The organism is Affinirhizobium capsici (assembly GCF_977018625.1).
The window spans coordinates 1,996,464-2,016,299 of record NZ_CDRNXD010000004.1 but is presented as its reverse complement, the minus strand read 5'-3'; the positions used below and the strand labels follow the sequence as shown (position 1 = coordinate 2,016,299).

Below are 19,836 nucleotides of genomic sequence, written 5' to 3'. Positions count from 1 at the left end.
CGTGAAACATGGCAACCGCAGATCGGATCTGTTGCTGGCGTTCGGAGCCGCGTCCTTCATCCTGCTTCCCTGGTATAGGCAGGAATCCGGGTTCTTCGGTCTTGGCTGGCTTAGGGATTTTCCTTTCACCGAACAAACCGCGCCAGGCGTCCTGCAGCTTTTTGGCCACGGTCGCCTCTGGCTGCTTGGAGTGGTGTTCTTTTTCTGTCTCGGCCTTGCCACGCGATTCATCGCCGACCCAATGCGCCGTGGTGCCTTCTTCGCGGCTGCTGGCGGGGCAGGGCTCGTCTATCTCTGCCTGCAGGGGCTTGCGATCGGCTTCTCCGGCTGGACCTGGGGGATCAGCGACGCCCTTTTCGGACCGCTGACCAATGGGCAAGCCTCCATGGGAGCTGGCGCTGTTTGCATGGCTATCGTCTTCGTACTCATGTTTGCCTTCGGCCTTGTGGAGCGCGGGGTCATGAAGGGCGATGCCTTCGTCGTCGGGTCTATCTCGATGCTTGTCTTCCTCGTCTTTGTCTTCGTTTTCTATCCGATCGGCAGCATGCTCGTGGCTGCGGTTCAGGATTTCGATGGCTCTTTCAATCCTGACGGTTTTATCCGCAATCTGCAGGATCGCAGCATTTGGAGCCTGAGCTGCATGATTGGCGAGGGACGTTGCGGCGTCGCCTGGCGCACCTTCACGCTTGCCATCATGACGGCGACCGCATCTACCCTGCTGGGGCTTGCCTTCGCGCTCGTCGCCACCCGCACCCGCTTTCCCTTCAAAAAGGGCCTGCGCCTTCTCACCGTCTTGCCGATCATCACGCCGCCCTTCGTCATCGGTCTCGCGCTTGTTCTGCTTTTCGGTCGTGCCGGCGTTGTCACCGAGACGCTGTCCAGCCTGTTCGGTATCGAGCCCGGCCGCTGGCTTTACGGCCTCATCGGCATCTGGATCGCGCAGGTATTGTCCTTCACCCCCATCTCCTTCCTTGTGCTGATTGGTGTCGTGGAGGGTGTCAGCCCATCCATGGAGGAGGCTTCGCAGACACTGCGCGCCGACCGCTGGCGCACCTTCTGGCGGGTATCGCTGCCACTGATGAAGCCGGGTCTCGCCAATGCCTTCCTGATCGGGTTCATCGAAAGCATGGCCGATTTCGGCAACCCGCTGGTGCTCGGTGGCAGCAATGGCGTACTCTCGACCGAAATCTTCTTCGCTGTCGTGGGCTCGCAGAACGATCCTTCACGGGCCGCCGTCCTGGCCATGGTGCTGCTCGTCTTCACACTGTCAGCCTTCCTTGCCCAACGCCTATGGCTCTCCGGCAAGAATTTCGCAACTGTTACCGGCAAGGGTGACAGTGGTGCGCATATCGCCCTGCCGCGCGGCGTCTCCATCGGCGTGCACGCCATCGTCATTCCCTGGATGATCTTCACGGTCGTCGTTTATGGCATGATCCTGGCTGGCGGCTTCGTCACCACCTGGGGTCTCGACAACACGCTGACGCTCAGGCACTACGCGCGCGCCTTTTCCGTGGGCATAGAGAATGGCTCGATCGCCTGGACGGGTGTTGCGTGGAACTCCTTCTGGACCACGATGGAGATTTCACTTATCTCCGCGCCACTGACCGCAGCCGTCGGATTGCTGACCGCCTACATCATTGTCCGGCAGAAATTCGCTGGCCGCAACCTGTTCGAGTTCGCCCTGATGATGAGCTTTGCCATTCCCGGCACGGTCATCGGCGTCAGCTATATCATGGCCTTCAACCTGCCGCCGCTCGAAATGACCGGCTCGGCCCTCATCCTCATCGCCTGTTTTGTCTTCCGCAACATGCCGGTTGGCGTACGCGGCGGCATTGCGGCGATGACCCAGCTCGACAAGAGCCTGGATGAGGCTTCGCTTACGCTGAGAGCAGACAGCTTCCGCACTGTGCGCAAGATCATCCTACCACTGCTGCGCCCCGCAATCACGGCGGCGCTTGTCTACTCCTTCGTGCGCGCCATCACCTCCATCAGCGCCGTGATCTTCCTCGTCAGCGCCGAACACAACATGGCAACCTCCTACATCGTCGGCCTTGTCGAAAACGGCGAATATGGCGTGGCAATCGCCTACTCATCGATGCTGATCGTCGTGATGATCACCATCATCGCCGGCTTCCAACTCCTTGTCGGCGAACGCAAGCTGCGCCGCGAAAATCGTGTCGCAGGTCTCGGCGACAACCGTCCAGTTCCTCTCGGTCAGGAGAAAACAGCATGATCACCGTTAAAGCCGGATCTGTCATCTTCCAGAATGTCCGCAAGACCTTCGGCGCCTTTACCGCCATTCACGATCTGTCGATCAATATCGAACCCGGTACACTGGTCACCCTTCTTGGTCCTTCCGGTTGTGGCAAAACCACGACGCTACGGATGCTGGCGGGCCTCGAACATCCGACCTCCGGTAAAATACTGATCGGCGGAAAGGATGTGACCATGCTGCCGGCGAACGAGCGCGACGTCTCCATGGTCTTCCAGTCATACGCTCTCTTTCCACATATGACCTCGCTTGAAAATGTCGCCTACGGCTTGCAATCGTCCGGCTTGGGAAAGAAGGAAGCGCGTGAGAAGGCCGAAGAGGGCCTGAAGCTTGTTGGGCTCGCAGGGATGGGCCATCGCCTGCCGGCGGAGCTTTCCGGCGGCCAGCAGCAACGTGTCGCGGTCGCGCGCGCCCTGGTTCTGGAGCCGCAGGTCCTGCTGCTCGACGAACCGCTCTCCAATCTCGACGCACGTCTGCGGCGGCGGGTGCGAACTGAAATCCGCGATCTCCAGCAACGGCTGGGTTTTACCGCTGTCTATGTCACCCATGATCAGGACGAGGCACTTGCCGTTTCCGACCGGATTATCGTGATGAAGGACGGCGAGATTGCTCAATCCGGTGCCCCGCGCGAACTCTACGAAGCACCGGCGTCACCCTTCATCGCGGACTTCATGGGGGAGGCCAATGTGCTTCCCTGTGAAGTGGTTCAATCCAATGGCGCGGAGGTACTCGTACGGGTCAGCAATATTGAACATCGCCTGCTTTCCAAAGCAGATATTGGCCCGGCAAAACTCGCTGTTCGACCTGGGGCCATCAGGATCCGTGTTGCCGGCCTGGAGGGTTTGAAAGGGCGCGTCCTCCACTCTGCCTATCTCGGTGGTCATGTAGAATATGAAGTCGAGACCGATATAGGCACGCTCTTCGTCATTGATCATGCCGTGGACTACGCCCATGCCGCCGAAAGCGACGTCACACTGGCGTTCAAGAACCGTGGCATTGCCGTCATCGGCGGCTGATGAATTTGCAGCAAGACTAAGGAAGAAGAAAATGACAATGAATGATACGGCGCTCGCCGCGCGGTTTGCTCTCGCAAAGACGCTGGCTGTGGAAGCGGGGGCCATGGCACTCGATTACTTCAATCGACGAGATACGCTGGTGATCGAGACGAAGCGGGATTTGCAGGATGTGGTCTCCATTGCCGACCGCAATGTCGAGACCTTCCTTAAGGAGCGCGTGGCCGAAATCTACGCAAATGACGGGTTTCTGGGAGAGGAGTTTGGCCACGACGAAGGCACCTCCGGCTTCACCTGGGTGGTCGACCCGATCGACGGAACGGCGCCTTTTGTCAACGGCATGCCGACCTGGTGTGTCTCCGTGGCGGTTGTGCGGGATGGAGAGCCAGTGGTTGGTGTCATCCACGTGCCCTGCTCAGACGAACTCTATGCTGCGGCTCACGGCTTTGGCGCGACCTTGAACGACAAGCCCCTGCGCCTCGATCCCAGCCGCAACCTGCAGAATGCGATGACCGGGATTGGATGCAACAACTATGTGACCCCTCAGCGCGTCGGTGCCATCATAGCGGGCCTGATGGAGCGCGGCGGCAATTTCATCCGCAATGGATCAGGCGCACTGATGCTGGCTTACGTCGCAGCTGGCCGCCTGGTCGGCTATTACGAGCCACATATGCGGGCCTGGGATTGCATGGCAGGCTTCTGCCTTGTGCGCGAAGCAGGCGGCAAGAACCTCGCCTTTCCGGCAAGCGGTCCCGAATTCCTGAACGGACATCCGGTTCTCGCCGCAAACCAGTCTTGCTACGATGAGCTATTGCAGTTGCATCTGAGCAATCTTTAAAGACGACGCGGTGCCGACGACAAAATGCGGACACCATTGCAGACTTTGACCCTCACGAAGTAGAACTTGCGCCAAGGCTTCAGCAAGAATTTCAGTATTCGGACGGAGGGTTCGTTGTGTCGAAGGATAGCGCGGCGGCGAGGCCATCGCCGCCTTGCGCCCCTATTGAACGTTGCGAGGAATGCCGCGAAACGCAGGAAGATAATCTTCTGGTTGTCCTGGCGGCGCACGGTAAGAGCGCATAACAAAGCGGGTATTTCTCGTCTTGGTTCACATGACGGAAAAGGAATTGTGATGATATCTGCAAGATGATGCTGCAAGAGTTTTACCACACCTACATCGATTGCCTTAATCGACAAGACTGGAATGAACTCAGGCAATATGTTGCCGACGACGTTAAGCACAATGGTCGCCAGCTTGGGCTGTCAGGCTACCGCTCGATGCTGATCAAAGACTTCGAGGACATCCCCGATCTGCGCTTCGTCGTAGACCGCCTGGTATGCAACCCGCCGATTATTGCAGCGAGGTTGATGTTCGATTGCTCGCCAAAAGGCCAGTTCCTCGGCTTAAACATCAACGGTCAACGCGTTTCATTTGCAGAGAATGTGTTTTACGAGGTGACAGGCAGTAAAATAGTCGAGGTGTTTTCTGTCATTGATAAAGTCGCCATCGAAAATCAGATCGCTTAAAATGCCTTGTGTGACAGCCGATGCTCATATCGACCGACAGGAGGCATTGGTCGTAAAAGACTGCCAGTCGAACAAGGGCTCCGATTGACTACCGAAGAAAACCATCGCGGTCGAACTCTTCCCAACCATCAAGTTCTCCTGCGCACTTGTCGGTCTTGCGGTCCGTCCTCTGTCCCGGCTTCTGCTTCTTCTTGAGCGATCGTGACAGCTTCCTTTCGTATGCCGCCTTCTGTCGCTTCTCAGCCTTCGCCTCGGCATCCTGCACACGCCACTCATCCACGGCGCCTCGGTCGAGAAGGTCCTCGACCACCTTCGGATCAAAGACATGGAAGGTAATCTGCCGCGCACGGCCGCTCAGTCGCACCGTTCTTGTTCCCGCGCTTGGAAGCCGGCCGTCCGCAAGCCAGCGATGGCGCTCGCTCGTTTTGATCACCAGGATATCTTGGATCTCGCGTGGGATCACTGGCAATTTTTCGGCTTCTACCATCACTCCGGAAACGATGGCGGCTGCGACGTTGAATGCCGTTTTCTCGGTAGCAGGCATTGCTAGGGTGATCTCATTGCCTTCCAAGCTGATTGTCTTTTTCAAAAGCCCCGGAAGCCGGGCCTGCATCTCCTGCAGAATGCCTTTGGCTCGAACGGCAGACCCCAGCGTCATCACGGGCGACAACGTCCATGTGCGGATCAGTTCGACATCGCTCTTCTCAGTCTTCGGCATGCCCATTAAATGGTGCAGATGGGGTGATGGTTCAACAGACAGATTGATTGGTTGCCGGTGACCTCAGCACCACAAGGCCACCTCCGAACCGGAGCTAATTGGACGCTCCAGCGACGATAATTTCCGTTTGGGGCTTCAGAACGCGACGAGGCGGGCGGGGCGCGCCCGATAGCATTGCCTCTCCAAATCTGCCATTCTCGCCATCAAGGCCGGTTCTACAAAGCAGACTTGGGTCAACGCGAGATCCAGGGCTCCAGATCGAATACGCGTTATCGCATCACTTTTTCAAACAGAAATCCTTCGTCATTCGGCAGATCACTTGGGCCGGGATGGTGTGGATCGGGGTGTTTGGCGCTGAAGAAGGCGATGATGTGAAAGCCACACTTGTTAACGTAGAAGTGGATGTTTCTCTTCTCGAAATAGGGTGTGTTAGTCTGCCAAGTCAGGGTCTGCGGATAGCGCGCCTCAATGGCGAGCCAGGCCTTGTGACCATAACCTTTTCCGTCCTCTCCGACCTTCACGAAGAACAGATCCAGCGTGTTGTGGTGGGTCTCGTTGATCGTCACCACGGCGCCGCCAACCACCCTGCCGTCTGAAAGAATATTGAGCGCAACCGCTCCGGGTGCGGTGATGGACCTGGTAAGATCCTCGTCGGACGGTATGGGACTTTCCGACAGCTTTCCATATTCTTCGATGACTGCAACGGCAAACGCCTCCTGAAGCTCCTTTTTGAACTTTGCGAAATCGGCTGGATCAGTAATGGCAAGGCTTACGGTAGGACTGGTCATGACTTTCCCTTTAACTGTTCAATCGCGCTACAGGGTCGGAAATATCCAAACGGGATGTGCCTCCCGATCCCGCGCAGAAATGCCAGCATTGGATTAGCAAGCAGGGTTTGCGGCTTTGTGGAGGCTGTGTGAAGCTACTGTGGAGACGAGGGGGCGTAATCCGGGGGGCGCACAGCCATGACTGAAGCCGTAGGCGCTTCAGATCAGGAGACAGGATTGCCGAGGAAAATTTCGAACACGGCGCCGCCGCGGCTCGACGGCGCGTAGCGTATATGGCCACCATGCGCCTCAACGATGGCGCGCACCACGGACAGGCCGAGACCGTTTCCGCCTTTTTCCAATGAGCCGGACTGGGTTCCACGCCTGAAGGGTTCGAAGGCAGATGAGGCGATGTCGGCGTCCAGTCCCGGCCCTTCGTCTGCCACTCGCAACAGCACGCGATTATTTTCGACGGCCAGGCTGACCTCGACCGTGCCGCGCACCGCATAGCGGCGTGCATTGGTCGCAAGCGCAAGGAGCACTTGCCGGATCCGCATTGCATCTACGTTCACCACGACCTCATCGAGGTTAAGCGCAAGCTCAAACCCATCGTTCCGCAACTCCGGTTCCAGGATACTCGCAAGGCGCTGGATTTCGTCTTTCAGTTGCACGGGCTGCAGGTTCAGGTCCAGATGACCGCTATCGGCCAGGGTTACCGTTCTGAGATCTTCAACCAGCCTGGCAAGCGAGTCCACCTGCAGGATCAGGGCATGGAGAGACTTTTCATCGGGCGTGAAAACGCCGTCGATCATGCCTTGCAAGCGACCCTTCAGGATCGTCAGTGGCGTACGCAATTCATGCGCGATCGTGGCGTTCCAAAGGGTCATGTCCGCCGCCATGTCCTGCAAACGTTGGGCCATGGCGTTGAAGTCCCCCACAAGAAGGGCCGTTTCGCCAAGGGATTGGTCGCCGGGTGTGGCGCGGGCGGAAAGGTCTCCATCCTTGATCCGTCTGGCGCTGACAGCGAGCGATTCCAGGGGTTGAAGGATGCGTCGCGCCAGCCTGACCGAAGCGACTGCCGCGACAATGAGCGCGATCAGGATCAGGACGGCCAGGATAATGAAGTCAAAGCCCGTCAGCCAGTTGTCGGCATCCTCGGACCAGGGGGAGAAATAGAACAGGATCGCGAAAGCGAGATAGGTTCCGAAGAAGACCAGAAGGCCAGCGGCCACAGTCACGGACGCCATGGCCACAAGGATCTGCCGGCTGAGCCCCTTCACCATCATGGATTAACTGCCAGACGATAGCCGACGCCTCTGATGCTGGCCAGCATGCCTTCGCCGCCGGCCTGCTCGAGCTTCTTGCGCAGCTTGCTCAAATGACTGTCTATCGTCCGATCCAGCGCGTCGGAGCCTTGAAGACAGGCGTCCACCAGTTCGCTGCGCGAAAACACCTTGGAAGGCGTTCTGGCAAGGTGGGCCAAGAGCCGGAATTCCGTCAGCGTCAGAGAAAGGGGGACGGCAACGCCATTCTTCTCGATCTTTACCTGATAGCTGTCCAGATCGATCGTGAGCGTTTCGGCTCGGATCACCGCTCCTGTCTGGCTGATGCCGGCGCGACGCAATACGGCCTTGGCCCGCGCGACGACCTCAATCGGATTGAACGGCTTGACGATGTAATCGTCCGCGCCAATGCGTAGCCCCTGCAACCGGTCAACATCTTCATCCAGGGCCGTGATCATGATGACGGGCGTGCGGCCCCGTCGCTGGATTTCGGCCAGAAGCTCCCAGCCATCCAGTCGCGGCATGGTAATGTCGGCCAGAACAATATCTGGTTTCAGAGAGCGGTGAAGATCCAGCGCCACCTGCCCATCGCGGGCATGGACCGTCCTGAACCCCTCGCGGGTGAAATAAGCTTCGAGGATGCCGGCGATTTCGGCATCGTCTTCGGCGATCAAAACAAGTTCTGCCATGGTTATCGCGCTCCTTGATACTTCAATGCCACCGAACGTTTGAAGCGTCGAGTGGGCGCGCTCTGCGTCCATAGAATTGCAACAAAACCTCCACAAAGCGCCAACGTCCCGATTCTAAAGGACCGGCATCAAGATTGTACCCAAGTGAGATGGATGGTCACTGCGATGAAGCACCTGGCGCGTTTCCGGCTATTCGGCCTGCTTTGCATGCCCATGCTGCTGCTGATTGGCTGCAGCGATCAACCGAACACCGGGGAAGAGGATGCGCCTGCGGACGCACAGCCCGCTCGCGTCAGCGTGATGATCGTCGAGCCGCAGACCGTCACGATCTACGACGAACTGCCGGGTCGGGTCAGCGCGTTGCGCACGGCGGAAATCCGGGCGCAGGTCAATGGCATCATCCAGAAGAAGCTGTTCCAGGAAGGCGCCATGGTCGACGCCAATACGCCGCTGTTCCAGATCGATCCGGCCCCCTTCGAAGCCGATGTCGATGCGGCCTCTGCCGTTCTCGCCCGCACCGAAGCTGAACTCGCGAATGCGAAGGTGAAGTTCAATCGCGCCAAGCTTTTGTCGGCGCAGAAAATCACCAGTGAGGAAGCTTTGAACAATGCCACGGCAGCTTTTGCCCAGGCCAAGGCAAGTGCAGCGGAAGCCAGCGCTAATCTTGCACGGCGAAAGCTTGAATTGTCCTATGCGACCATCCGCAGTCCGATCAAAGGCCGGATCGGCCAATCCTTCATGAGCGAGGGCGGGCTTGCATCCTCTGCCGCAACCAATGCGCTTGCCGTGGTGCATCAGATCGATCAGGTCTATGTCGATGTCCGCCAATCCTCCATGAGCTTGGAAAGCCTGCGCCAAACGGCCCCTGGAGCCGGGACGGACAATCCGGAGGAGCTACCAGTCAAAATCAAGACCATTGCTGGTACACCTTACAGCCACACGGGACGAATCCTGTTCTCCGACATCTCGGTTGATGGTGCCACAGGCAGTCTCGGAATCCGGATCCTCGTCCCCAATCCCGAAGAGCAGCTCCTTCCGGGCATGTTCATCCGCGCCATGGTGCCACGGGAGGTCTATTCCGCAGCGCTTCTGGTGCCGCAGGAGGCTGTGACGCGCGATCCCGCCGGAAATCCGCAGCTTACCATCGTGACGGCGGAAAAAACCGGCCTGCTGCGGAGCGTCGAGCTGGGACCGCTGGTAGATGGCAAGTATCTTGTCAAGTCTGGCCTTGCTGCCGGTGAAACCTTCGTTGTGCTAGGCCAGGGGCGGGTCGAGAGGGGTAAGACGCTCGAGACTGCGCCGATGCAGACTTCTCCGCAGACCCAAAGCTAAGGAGCCGATGATGCCGCAGTTTTTTATTGATCGGCCAGTCTTTGCCTGGGTCATCGCCATAATGATCGCGATCTGCGGACTGATTGCCATTCCCCAGTTGCCGGTGTCGCGCTTTCCCACCATTGCCCCGCCGAGCGTATCGATCTCCGCGACTTATCCCGGCGCAACGCCCCAGACGATCAACGACAGCGTCACAAGTCTGATCGAGCGCGAGATTTCGGGTGCCAAGAATGTGCTCTATTTCGACTCCTCGGCTGATTCCTCGGGATCAACAACCGTCACAGTAACGTTCAAGCCGGGGACCGACCCGCAACTGGCCCAGGTGGATATCCAGAACAGGTTGAAGGCTGTCGAGCCGCGATTGCCAGAGCAGGTACGCCGCAGCGGGCTTTCCGTCGAATCTGCGTCCTCCGGCTTCTTGATGATTGTCTCCCTGAAGTCAAAGGATGGAACACTCAACGAGATCGCGCTGGATGATTATCTCGTGCGTAACATCGCGCCTGAACTCAAGCGCTTGGACGGCGTCGGGCGCGTCCAGTCCTTCGGCTCCGAGGCGGCCATGCGCGTCTGGGTCGATCCGGCACGCCTCGTCGCCCATTCCATTTCCATGGCAGAGGTGACGCAGGCGATCCAGTCGCAAAACCTCCAGGTAGCCCCCGGCCGGCTTGGCGATGCTCCGACGGTTCCCGGTCAGAAAGTCACCGTGCCGCTCAATATCAGGGGCCAGCTTCAGACCACGGAAGAATTTTCAGAAGTGATTTTGCGATCAAACCCGGATGGCTCACGCCTTACCCTCGGCGAAGTCGCCCGGATCGAGGTCGGATCCCAGTCGTCCGGCTTTGCCATTCTCGATGGTGGCAAGCCCGCTACCGCCGCCGCCATTCAGATGATGCCCGGTGCCAATGCTGTGAGCACATCGGGCGGCGTGCGGGCGCGGCTTGCTGAACTTGCGCTCACCATGCCCGCAGGACTTGAATATGCAATTTCGTATGATACGGCGCCCTTCGTAAAAGTGTCGATCCAGAAGGTCGTACAGACGCTTGGCGAAGCCATGGTGCTCGTCTTTCTGATCATGCTGCTCTTCCTGCAGAACATCCGCTACACGCTCATTCCGGCGATAGTCGCGCCTATCGCGCTGCTCGGCACCTTCGCCGTCATGCTGGCGATTGGCTATTCGATCAATGTCCTTACAATGTTCGGCATGGTCCTGGCCATCGGCATCATCGTCGACGACGCCATTGTCGTGGTCGAAAATGTCGAGCGGCTGATGGCGACGCAGGGACTGTCCCCCCGGGATGCAACCCGCAAGGCGATGAGCGAGATCACGGGTGCCGTTATCGGCATCACCCTTGTGCTGACGGCCGTCCTTCTTCCGATGGGTTTGGCCTCGGGTTCAGTCGGGGCGATCTACCGTCAGTTCACCGTCTCGATGGCTGTTTCGATCCTCTTTTCCGCGTTTCTGGCCCTCAGCTTGACGCCGGCTCTCTGCGCCACGCTGCTGAAGCCAGTCAGTCACGATCACCATCAGCGCAAGGGCATTTTTGGCTGGTTCAACCAGGCCTTTGACAGGTTGACGCAGCGTTATGTCGGCTGGGTTTCGGGTCTGGTGCAAAAAACCGGCCGGACAGCCGTCGTCTACCTCGCGATTGTCGCTGCGGTCGCCTATGGCTATGCCGCGCTGTCCACCACCTTCGTGCCGCAAGAAGACCAGGGCTCCTTCATGACCTCCTTCACCCTGCCTGCCGAGGCAACGGCGGAGCGCACCCGTGAGGTGGTTGACCTCTATGAAAAACATGTGCAGACGCGACCGGATATCATCAACAATCTGACGATCATGGGCTTCGGCTTTTCAGGCTCCGGCGCCAACACCGCCATGTCGTTCACCACCATGAAAGACTGGAGCCAACGCTCGACAAAGGTCGATGACGAAGTGAACGCGGCAACGCAGGCCATGGCTGCCTCAAACGAAGGCGAGATCATGAGCATGAAGCCGCCCGCCATTGAGGAACTCGGCACCACCTCGGGCTTTTCGCTGAGACTGCAGGATCGCGCCAATCACGGAGAAAAGGAGCTGGCAGCGGTCGCCGCCCAGCTCACTAGGCTTGCATCTCAGAGCCGGCTCCTCAGCGACGTCCGCGTCGACGGGCTTCCCAGCGGTCCCAGCGTCACGCTAACCGTCGACCGCCAGAAGGCGAGCGCGCTTGGCGTTGCCTATTCAACGATCAGCGACACGCTGGGCGGTGCCGTCGGCTCGACTTATGTCAACGACTTCCCGCGCAATGGGCGGCTGCAGCAAGTCATCGTCCAGGCAGAGCCGGCAAGCCGCATGCAGGTCAACGATGTTCTCAACCTCTATGTGCGAAGCGATACCGGCAAGATGGTTCGCCTGTCCGAGATCGTCACGACGCAATGGTCGACCATCCCGTTGCAGGTAACGCGCTACAACGGCTACCCTTCGATCAGCTTCTCCGGCTCCGCCGCCAAAGGCGTATCGAGTGGCAAAGCCATGGATGAGGTCGAACGTCTCGCGCTGATGCTTCCCAAGGGATTTGCCGTCGAATGGACGGGGCAATCCTTGCAAGAGAGGCAATCCGGTGCCCAGGCGCCGATGCTGATGGCCTTTTCCTTCCTTGTCGTGTTCCTGGTGTTGGCCGCGCTCTACGAAAGCTGGACCGTGCCGCTTTCGGTCATGCTTGTGGTGCCGCTGGGCGTGATCGGTGCCGTAATCGCGGTGCATCTGCGCGGACTTGAAAACGATGTCTTCTTCAAGGTTGGCTTGATCACCCTGATCGGCCTTTCCGCCAAAAATGCCGTGCTGATCGTTGAGTTCGCGCGCAAACGCCAGATAGACGGTCTGGGGCTGGTGGACGCAGTCATCGAGGCAGCACGCCTTCGCCTTCGCCCCATCGTCATGACCTCGCTGGCCTTCACGCTGGGCGTCGTACCGCTGGTCATTGCATCGGGCGCAAGCTCGGAAACCCAGAACGCCATCGGAACCGGCCTGTTCGGCGGCATGATCTCTGGCACGATCCTGGCTGTGTTCTTTGTCCCAACCTTCTACGTTATCGTCATGCAGCGTGCACGCCGGCTCGGATGTTTTGGTGTGCGCGCGTCAACCGCCAAATCGTAGAGTTGATACAGTACCCCTCATGAGGCAGCCTGCTTCTTTTTCGTCCACGAGAGAGAAGCAGGCTGACGCCTCATGCCTCAACATGCAGAGTGCTCGCAGGCCCCCAGCAAGTCTAGCCTACCGGACTGCGGCAGATATTGCCTGGCTTTTTAGAAGGTCACTTTTTCCGTGCCGGATATAATCATTAATAACTTACCTCAAAAGATGGCTTAACGACGGGAATGTTGCTTCAATACGTGCAACACATCATCGCTGACGGCCCTTACGCTTTCCCCCGAGCACATGGATTTCAATTGGGAAGGTGTGATATGCGCCGTCGATAGTTCCGCCCACCGCAGGCAATCTTCAAATTTTGCAAGCTTCTGCCAGTCATTCAAGGGCGCAGCTATAGAGCCATTGGCGTGAAGTCGCTCGGTGGAGAACCTGCTCCCATCCTTTAACGAGATATGGACTTGATGCGGTAGGCGCTCAACGCCGCGTTCTTCTTCTGCGCTGTAAGAACTCATAGTGATCTTCGACATATAGACGCGCAAACTGGGCCGGGTAGCAGCTTGAGGAGTGAAGTCACCAAGTGACAAGCTTCCGTTCAATAGCGCGACGGCCAAGCAGTATTGCATGGAAAATCTCGCCTGCATCTCATCGGAAGGATCGGGATAGGCTAGGTTGTCAGATGCAGATCGGCCAACTTTCGTATCGATCTGTTCGATGTCGTCAATCGAGAATCCATGCTCCTTCTGGAGGTCCAAGGCCGCATCGACGGCCCTATGGGTTGAGGCGCAGCATGGGTGGAGTTTCGTGACCAGACCGCGTGTTTCGATGACGTGCTTTTCGTCCCAGGACAGATCGGCCCAACCCACGGCCTCGTCACCACCGAAGAGATCGAGGAAACCCTGCGGACGTTCGAGAATGTCGAGCCTGCCGCCCAAACCAGATTGGGCGAGCAGGGCTGCCTCGACGGCGTTTCGTGCTGCAATCCCTGCATGGAATGGTTTTGCTCCGGTGCCGAATTGTCCTTTCGGGCCCGAGGCCATGCTGGTGGCGAGGCTCATTGCAGTTGCTATCTGGGCTTCGTTAAGTCCTAAAAGAATGGCCACACCTGCTGCGGCTCCTATGCAGCCGACTGTCGAGGTGCCGTGCCAGCCCCTGTTATAGTGTGACGGGATGACGCCGAAGCCGACCAAGGCCTGCGCTTCCAGACCGGCAAGGTAGGCTCTTACCAGCATAAGCCCTGAAAAATGATCACTGCTTGTTGCAATCGACAGGAGAGCCGGCACCAGAACGGCAGACGCATGCGCACGTGCGGGATGGAAGTTATCATCGAAGTCGAGACAATGGGCGGCGGTGCCGTTAATCAGGGCGGCAATCGAGCGCGATGAACGGCCACCCGTGAAAACCAGCGAGGGACCATCTTGTTTGATTTCATTTGCGAAAGCTGCGGTAACAGAGTGCGTTGCCGGGTCATTCCTGCCCGCAATCATGCAGGCAATCGTATCCACAATTGCATCTTCCGCCCTCTCCGTCGCAATGGCTGAAAAGGACCTTCTTGAAACGAGTCGTCGCGCAATTCTTTCGAGGGCCGTTGTCATTCTATCGCTTCCTTGCAAACTTGCATGAAGCGGCATTGATGAACGGGCAGGTTTACGGGCGCAATCTTATGCAAATGACGGGTGACGTTATCCGGGAGAACGAGAATGAAAAAGTCGGGCGACGTTCAGATCAGCATCAAACATATCCAGGCCTTCGATGCGATTGCAGCCACAGGCTCCACCATTGCTGCTGCCGCGGATCTTGGCATCTCCCAGTCCAATACCAGCCGTCTTCTGCATCAGTTGGAGATTTTTCTTGGTGTAAGCCTGTTCGACAGGGATAAGAACCGCCTCTCGATGACGCGCGAAGGAATGCAACTGGGACCGCAGATCCGGGCCATAGCAGACAAGCTGACTGCGTTGAAGATCACGGCGCAGGAACTGGAGGAGGGGCGTTCAACGGATATTCCGCTGAAACTGGCCTTTCCTGCCAGCCTCTCCGCGACGCTTGTGCCGCGCCTGATCAAGAGGTTTTTAGCCGACTCCGGTCCCGTGAGGATCGAGATTGCATGCGGCAACTATGTTGCGATTGAGCGAATGGTGGCGGAAGGCGCGGTCGATCTTGGCTTCACGCGTTTGCCGTCTCCGACGCCTGGACTTCGTGAAGAGCATGTCATGCCGACCCGGAATATCTGCGTCCTGCAGGAGAGCCATCCCCTTGCCAAAAGCTCCAAAATCACTGTTGAACAGTTGAAGACCGAGCGGCTCATTCTTCTGAACCGGGAGCGTGCTGTCCGTCACGAACTGGAAGCCGTGTTCTATCGTGCTGGTCTTCGCCGTCGCCCCGCCATTGAAGCGCATTCCGTCGGCTGCGCCTGTTCTCTTGCGGCTGAGGGGCTTGGCATTGCAATCGTCAGCGAATTGCTGGGGCTGGAGTATCAGGCTTTGCCGCTGGCATTTGTTGCGCTTGAACCGACCATAGCCGTTGATTACGCAGTCGTCAGTTCCGAGCTTTCCCCGCTTCCAAAAATGGCGTTTCACTTCTTGAACTACCTTCGGGAATGGGCTTAAGCCATCGAGCCGGTTAAGAGGGAGTGGCGACGGGATGATCAATTTCAGACAGCTGGAAGTTCTGAAAACGCTGCTCGCGACCGGTTCAACCATTGCCACTGCGAAAAGCATGGGCCTCAGTCAGTCCGGAGTGAGCCGCCTGCTCCAGCAGTTGGAGACGGATCTTCAACTGAGACTTTTTGACCGGGACAAGGGCAGGCTTATCCCGACACCTGAGGCCAGCATTCTGGCTCGTGATGCCGAGACGATCCTGCTTGGATTGAACCGCTTTTCAGGGCTGGCAGAAGATCTTCGAAGCGGCGCAAAAGGTCCGGAGCTGGTCCGGGTTGGGCTTCCCAGCAGTATGTGGGAGAATTTTGCACCTGCCATGATGACTGATTTCGTGCGTGATTACCCTTCAGTGCGAATCGAAACCTTTTTCGAAACGACGTCCAACATTGCACGCCTGGTCGAGCAGAAAGTCATCGACTTTGGCTTTTTGCGCAACGAACATCAGGCCCTCCCGGGTATAGACATGGAAATCGTGGCAACGGGAACGAGCGTATGCGTTTTGCCCGAAGGGCATGAGCTGGCATCGTTGACAAAAATTCACGCCAAGGATTTGCGTGGGGTGCCGCTGATCCTCATTGGTCGCCAGAGGCCCACGCGCATGTTGCTCGACCAGACATTTTCACGCGAAGCCGTGAAGCAGAACGTGAAGATCGAAACCCACACCAATAGCTCCGCCTGCTCCTATGTGGCCCATGGCTTAGGCGTTGCCATTTTAAGCAGCTTCTTTGCCAATCTCTACCAGCACCTCCCCATTGTTCAGCGTCCCTTTGTTCCCGTCACCACACAGGAATTTGCCTTGGCGACGCCGTCGGGAACATCGGCCTCTCTGGCGACCAAGGCCTTGATGGAGGCTCTCAAGCGGCAGATCGTAATCTCCCAGAAGCGGGCAATCGCTTGAGGTCGGAACGGATCCTGATGGAATCCTGAGCCGCCCGGGGCTCGCAGGATTATGCATTACTGTATGACAAAAATGCATAAGATTGCGCTCATTTTTTTGATCCGTCATAGTCTACCCCATAACAGCCGGTGACTTTGCAGATCCGGTGCCGACATTCGCGTTCAGGGGAACCGATGATAAGATTCATATTCCATCGACTGTTGATGGCGATCCCAACCTTGGTGATCGTTGCCATCACAGTCTTCGCGCTCATTCGATTCATTCCCGGTGATCCGGCCGCGTTGATGCTGGGAGATATGGCCACGCCGGATCAGATTGCCGAGATGCGCAGAGAGCTTGGGCTCAATACATCGCTGCCACAGCAGTTTCTCGTTTGGTCAGGCAACGTACTGAGCGGGGATTTCGGCCACTCCATCGTCAACAAGGAACCCGTGCTGCCGCTTGTTGCGTCAAGATTCATGGTTTCGGCCGAGATCGTGGTGGTTGCAGTCATTCTTGCCAGTCTCATCGCAGTGCCTGCGGGTGTCATCGCAGCCTGGCGTCAAAACAGCGCATCCGACCTCTTCCTGATTGGCACGGCGACTGTTCTGCTGTCGATCCCTACATTCTGGCTCGGATTGCTTCTGCTCCTCTTCTTCGGCCTGAAACTCGGCTGGCTGCCGGTGCTGGGCTATGTGTCCATCTCGGACAATTTTACATCTGGCCTGCTCTACCTGGTCCTGCCGATCATGACACTCGTCATCCACGAGGCTGGTGTTCTGATCCGCATGGCGCGTGCTTCCACGCTGGAGGTTCTCAGGCTCGATTACATAACCCATGCTCGCGCCAAGGGCTTGTCCGAGCAGGCGGTTCTCTGGAAGCACGCTTTCAAGAATGCCTTCGGTCCGACCTGGACCATGATTGGCCTGATCCTTGGAAATCTGCTGGGTGGTATCGCCGTCATCGAAACTGTCTTCACCATTCCGGGCCTCGGACGCCTGATGGTCGACAGCATTTTCCAGCGGGACTACCCCGTTATTCAAGGCTGCCTTCTCTTCGTCGCCATGTCCTACGTGGTCGTCAACCTGATTGTCGATCTCCTCTATCCTCTGTTCGATCCGCGCGTGGTGGCCGAATGAAACACGTTTCCCTCAATGGCCTGATCGGCGGCATTCTCATCGCCTTCCTTCTGATAGTCGCTGCCTTGAGCCTGCTCTGGACGCCCTTCGACCCCATGAAGCTCAGCTTCACCGCGCGGCTTGCGGCTCCCGGTCCACTTCATCTGCTCGGCACTGATGAGTTCGGCCGCGATGTCCTGAGCCGCCTGATGGTCGGCGCGCGGGCAAGTGTCTGGATCGGCTGCCTCACGGTGGGCTTCGCGGTGATCGCAGGCACTCTGATCGGTTTGGTGAGCGGCTATGCCCGCGGCTGGATCGATGGCCTGATCATGGCGGTCAACAATGCACTGCTGGCTTTCCCCGGCATCCTGCTGGCGCTTGGTCTTCTTGCAGTGTTCGGCGCAAATCAATACGGAATCATCTTCGCACTCGGTATCGCTTACACCCCGTCCATGGCACGCGTTGTGCGGGGGGCCGTATTGTCGCTGCGGGAGCGGGAATTCGTCGAAGCCTCGCGGGTGATGGGCAACGGCGAGATCTTCACGATGTTCCGGCACATCCTGCCCAACTGCCTTGCGCCGATCACCGTGCTTGCCACCTCAATGTTCGGCTGGGCCATTCTTTCGGAAAGCGCCTTGAGCTTTCTCGGCCTCGGCGTGCCACCGCCGGCTCCGACCTGGGGCAACATGCTGGCGGCAGGCCGTCCCTTCATCGAGCAGGCCGTCTGGCTCGGGCTTTTCCCTGGCCTCTGCATCGCGCTCACATTGCTTGGCATCAACCTTCTCGGTGATGCGCTACGCGACAAACTCGATCCCCGCATGAGAGGTTTGAAATGACTGAAGGAGAACTTCTCAGCGTCCGCAACCTTTCTCTGCAGATCGCGCGCCGTGATGTCTGTGTCGTAAACGATGTCAGTTTCGATGTAGCGCCCGGTGAAATCTTCGGCATTGTCGGCGAAAGCGGATCTGGCAAATCGCTGGCGACTCGTGCGCTCGTTTCCCTGCTGCCGCCTGTCATACGCAAGGTGGCCGGCACGGTCACCTTCAAGGGCCGCGATATCGGCAACATCAGCGAAAAGAACCTGCGCACGCTGCGTGGAGCGGAAATCGGGTTGGTCTTTCAAGAGCCCATGACCTCGCTCAACCCCTCGATGACCATCGGACGGCAACTGGAGGAGGGGCTTTCGCTGCATACGCAGGATCAAGCCTCCACCCGCCGCGAAAAAATCCTGTCCATGCTGCAACGCGTCGGCATTCGGGATCCTGAAAGGGCGCTCACGTCATATCCGCACGAGTTTTCCGGCGGCATGCGCCAGCGCATCATGCTGGCATCCGTCATGCTTTTGAAGCCAGCCTTGTTGATTGCCGACGAACCGACGACAGCGCTTGATGCCGTGATCCAGCGTGATGTCATGGAACTGATGGTGGAACTGACCAAGGCAGAAGGGACCGCCGTCCTTCTCATCAGTCATGACCTGCCGATGGTGGCACGCTACACCGACAGGATCGTCGTCATGGAAAAGGGCTCAATCGTAGAAGCCGGCACGACGGAACAGATTCTGGAGCGCCCGCAGCATCCCTATACGCGCAAGCTCCTTTCATCCTTGCCGGTCCGTGGCGAGGTTCGATCCATCGATACGACGTCCGCGCCGATGGTCTCGGCCCGCAACATTGTTGTCGATTATCCGGGACGCAAATCGCTTCTCAAAAGGGGCGAGCCGAAGCGCGCATTGCATGGTGTCTCGATTGACATTCATGAAGGCGAAGTCGTGGCGCTTGTTGGTGGCTCCGGCTCCGGCAAGACGACTTTGGGACGCACGATTGCGGGACTGGTCAAGGAAACCGAAGGGGAGGTTCTCTTCCAGGGCCGCACGCGTGATCATGATTGGCGCGACTATCGTCTCAACTGTCAGATGGTTTTCCAGGATCCCTATTCCTCGCTCGATCCTCGCATGACGATCCTTGCTCTGGTTGAAGAGGCGCTACGTCTCGTTTCCGGAATTGATCGGGCAGCCAAGATGAAGCGCGCCTATGAAACGCTGGAGGAGGTTGGCCTCAGCGCAGATTTCGCTCTTCGTTACCCGCATGAGCTCTCCGGTGGTCAACGTCAGAGAGTGGCAATTGCCAGAGCCATTGCGCGCCGGCCCCGGTTCCTGATTGCCGATGAGCCTGTTTCAGCGCTCGACGTCACTGTCCGTGCGCAGGTGCTCGCGCTCTTTTCAGATCTGCAGAAACGATACGGCTTCTCCTGCCTGTTTATCAGTCACGATCTCGGCGTGGTCGAACAGGTGGCTGACCGGGTCATCGTCATGCAGGACGGCAGGATCATCGAGCAAGGTGATCGCAACACGATCTTCGACACGCCGAGGGAGGCCTATACGCGGCGTCTTCTCTCGGCAATTCCCGCGCTCGATCTCAACGAAACCGGCGGCGTGAAACTCAAATGGCGCCTGGAGGCGTGAC

Annotated in this window: 16 protein-coding genes; 11 read left to right on the top strand and 5 right to left on the bottom strand. The window is 58.0% G+C overall.

From position 1 onward, the window contains the following. The first annotated feature begins 1 nt into the window (after position 1). The 4 genes from AC0JZ1_RS13085 to AC0JZ1_RS13070 all read left to right on the top strand — a co-directional run bounded on the left by AC0JZ1_RS13085 (position 2) and on the right by AC0JZ1_RS13070 (position 4,812). Positions 2-2,233: an ABC transporter permease gene (locus AC0JZ1_RS13085; RefSeq protein ID WP_471882787.1), complete on the top strand. Its 2,232-nt coding sequence runs from the start codon at positions 2-4 to the stop codon at positions 2,231-2,233. Next, positions 2,230-3,288: an ABC transporter ATP-binding protein gene (locus AC0JZ1_RS13080; protein ID WP_471882786.1), complete on the top strand. Its 1,059-nt coding sequence runs from the start codon at positions 2,230-2,232 to the stop codon at positions 3,286-3,288. Before AC0JZ1_RS13085 ends, AC0JZ1_RS13080 begins: the two co-directional genes overlap by 4 nt. Positions 3,289-3,319: 31 nt before the next feature. Next, positions 3,320-4,123 (top strand): inositol monophosphatase family protein, encoded by an 804-nt coding sequence (locus AC0JZ1_RS13075; protein WP_471882785.1) that lies wholly within the window; start codon positions 3,320-3,322, stop codon positions 4,121-4,123. Between the two features lie 311 nt (positions 4,124-4,434). Further along, positions 4,435-4,812, top strand: coding sequence for an ester cyclase (locus AC0JZ1_RS13070; RefSeq protein ID WP_471883444.1), 378 nt, complete (start codon positions 4,435-4,437; stop codon positions 4,810-4,812). Positions 4,813-4,900: 88 nt separating this feature from the next. On the opposite strand, the gene AC0JZ1_RS13065 is transcribed toward AC0JZ1_RS13070, so the two are convergent. The 4 genes from AC0JZ1_RS13065 to AC0JZ1_RS13050 form a co-directional block, all read right to left on the bottom strand. Further along, positions 4,901-5,530: a hypothetical protein gene (locus AC0JZ1_RS13065; RefSeq protein ID WP_471882784.1), complete on the bottom strand. Its 630-nt coding sequence runs from the start codon at positions 5,528-5,530 to the stop codon at positions 4,901-4,903. 269 nt (positions 5,531-5,799) lie between these two features. Next, positions 5,800-6,318 carry a GNAT family N-acetyltransferase gene (locus AC0JZ1_RS13060; RefSeq protein ID WP_471882783.1) on the bottom strand — a complete coding sequence of 173 codons (519 nt, stop codon included), beginning with the start codon at positions 6,316-6,318 and terminating at the stop codon, positions 5,800-5,802. 203 nt (positions 6,319-6,521) lie between these two features. After that, on the bottom strand, positions 6,522-7,583 hold the full coding sequence (locus tag AC0JZ1_RS13055; RefSeq protein ID WP_471882782.1) for an ATP-binding protein: 1,062 nt from the start codon (positions 7,581-7,583) through the stop codon (positions 6,522-6,524). Further along, entirely contained in the window at positions 7,580-8,269 is a 690-nt protein-coding gene (locus tag AC0JZ1_RS13050) for a response regulator (protein ID WP_471882781.1), read from the bottom strand. Before AC0JZ1_RS13050 ends, AC0JZ1_RS13055 begins: the two co-directional genes overlap by 4 nt. 165 nt (positions 8,270-8,434) lie before the next feature. Between AC0JZ1_RS13050 and AC0JZ1_RS13045 the strand changes: the two genes are divergently transcribed. Continuing rightward, complete coding sequence (locus tag AC0JZ1_RS13045) at positions 8,435-9,601, top strand: efflux RND transporter periplasmic adaptor subunit (RefSeq protein ID WP_471882780.1); 1,167 nt, start codon at positions 8,435-8,437, stop codon at positions 9,599-9,601. 10 nt (positions 9,602-9,611) lie between these two features. After that, entirely contained in the window at positions 9,612-12,731 is a 3,120-nt protein-coding gene (locus AC0JZ1_RS13040) for a multidrug efflux RND transporter permease subunit (protein WP_471882779.1), read from the top strand. 209 nt (positions 12,732-12,940) lie between these two features. Here the strand turns inward: AC0JZ1_RS13040 and AC0JZ1_RS13035 are convergent, their stop codons facing one another. Further along, the gene (locus AC0JZ1_RS13035; RefSeq protein WP_471882778.1) at positions 12,941-14,317 is read right to left on the bottom strand and encodes an MmgE/PrpD family protein; all 1,377 of its coding nucleotides are present in this window, start codon (positions 14,315-14,317) and stop codon (positions 12,941-12,943) included. 105 nt (positions 14,318-14,422) lie between these two features. Between AC0JZ1_RS13035 and AC0JZ1_RS13030 the strand changes: the two genes are divergently transcribed. The 5 genes from AC0JZ1_RS13030 (at position 14,423) to AC0JZ1_RS13010 (ending at position 19,835) form a co-directional block, all read left to right on the top strand. Continuing rightward, a complete protein-coding gene (locus AC0JZ1_RS13030) occupies positions 14,423-15,328 on the top strand; it encodes a LysR family transcriptional regulator (protein WP_471882777.1) in 906 nt (301 codons plus the stop codon). A 37-nt stretch (positions 15,329-15,365) separates the two neighbouring features. After that, positions 15,366-16,277 (top strand): LysR family transcriptional regulator, encoded by a 912-nt coding sequence (locus tag AC0JZ1_RS13025; protein ID WP_471883443.1) that lies wholly within the window; start codon positions 15,366-15,368, stop codon positions 16,275-16,277. Between the two features lie 173 nt (positions 16,278-16,450). Beyond that, complete coding sequence (locus AC0JZ1_RS13020) at positions 16,451-17,395, top strand: ABC transporter permease (protein ID WP_471882776.1); 945 nt, start codon at positions 16,451-16,453, stop codon at positions 17,393-17,395. Further along, positions 17,392-18,210 (top strand): ABC transporter permease, encoded by an 819-nt coding sequence (locus AC0JZ1_RS13015; RefSeq protein ID WP_471882775.1) that lies wholly within the window; start codon positions 17,392-17,394, stop codon positions 18,208-18,210. Before AC0JZ1_RS13020 ends, AC0JZ1_RS13015 begins: the two co-directional genes overlap by 4 nt. Beyond that, positions 18,207-19,835: an ABC transporter ATP-binding protein gene (locus tag AC0JZ1_RS13010; protein ID WP_471882774.1), complete on the top strand. Its 1,629-nt coding sequence runs from the start codon at positions 18,207-18,209 to the stop codon at positions 19,833-19,835. Before AC0JZ1_RS13015 ends, AC0JZ1_RS13010 begins: the two co-directional genes overlap by 4 nt. The last annotated feature ends 1 nt before the right edge of the window (position 19,836 follow it).